This window comes from Oleiphilus sp. HI0043 (assembly GCF_001634935.1).
In genome coordinates, this window is the sequence record NZ_LWEY01000540.1 from 1 (window position 1) to 728 (window position 728).

Below are 728 nucleotides of genomic sequence, written 5' to 3' on the forward strand. Positions count from 1 at the left end.
CATGGAGAGCTCGATGTCGTTTTTGTAGAAAGTGGCGGTGATAACCTTAGTGCGACCTTTAGCCCAGAACTATCGGACTTAACTATCTACGTGATTGATGTATCAGCAGGCGATAAGATTCCACGTAAAGGTGGCCCAGGCATTACTAAGTCCGATCTGTTGATTATCAATAAAATAGACTTGGCTCCACTTGTTGGTGCTTCGCTAGACGTAATGGATCAGGACTCAAAGAAGATGCGCGGTGAACGTCCTTTTGTTTTCTCAAACCTTAAGAAAGCTGAAGGTCTAGACAAAATTATTGATTTCATTATTAGCGAAGGCATGCTTGAGGCCAAAGAAATTCCACCTGCNAAAGCCGTGGTTTGAGTGCTTGACGACTTAGAATAGAATTAGACTAACTTAGGAGAACACAATGAAATTGAAAACCTTAATGACACAAGCAAGTGCCTTAATCGCCATGATGATGGTGAGCCTTGCCTCACTCGCTCACGAAGGTATGCATGCATCAGGGCAGGCGCACGTGGGCGAGAGCCATATGGGCTTAATGGAAGTTTCTTTGGCCGTGATGGCAATGCTAGCAGTTGGCGCATGGGCATTGAAAGAAGCTAAATCTAAGAAGTAGCATTTAGAGTCAGTCCCCGTGTTTCTGTATGCAGAGCCTTTCGTGGCTCGCATGCGGGCTAGCACGGGGAGTCCAGATAAGGGATGCAACCCTCTGCCTCCTCAAA

The 728-nt window shown here is 46.2% G+C and carries 2 protein-coding genes; both read left to right on the top strand.

Annotated elements, in window-relative coordinates; translation table 11 throughout:
- On the top strand, positions 1 to 366 hold a 366-nt coding region (locus A3729_RS06605; RefSeq protein WP_304439694.1), incomplete at its 5' end, for a GTP-binding protein.
- A gap of 46 nt (positions 367 to 412) precedes the next feature.
- Positions 413 to 622, top strand: a complete 210-nt coding sequence (locus A3729_RS06610) for a hypothetical protein (protein WP_068509676.1) — start codon at positions 413 to 415, stop codon at positions 620 to 622.
- Positions 623 to 728 lie beyond the last annotated feature (106 nt).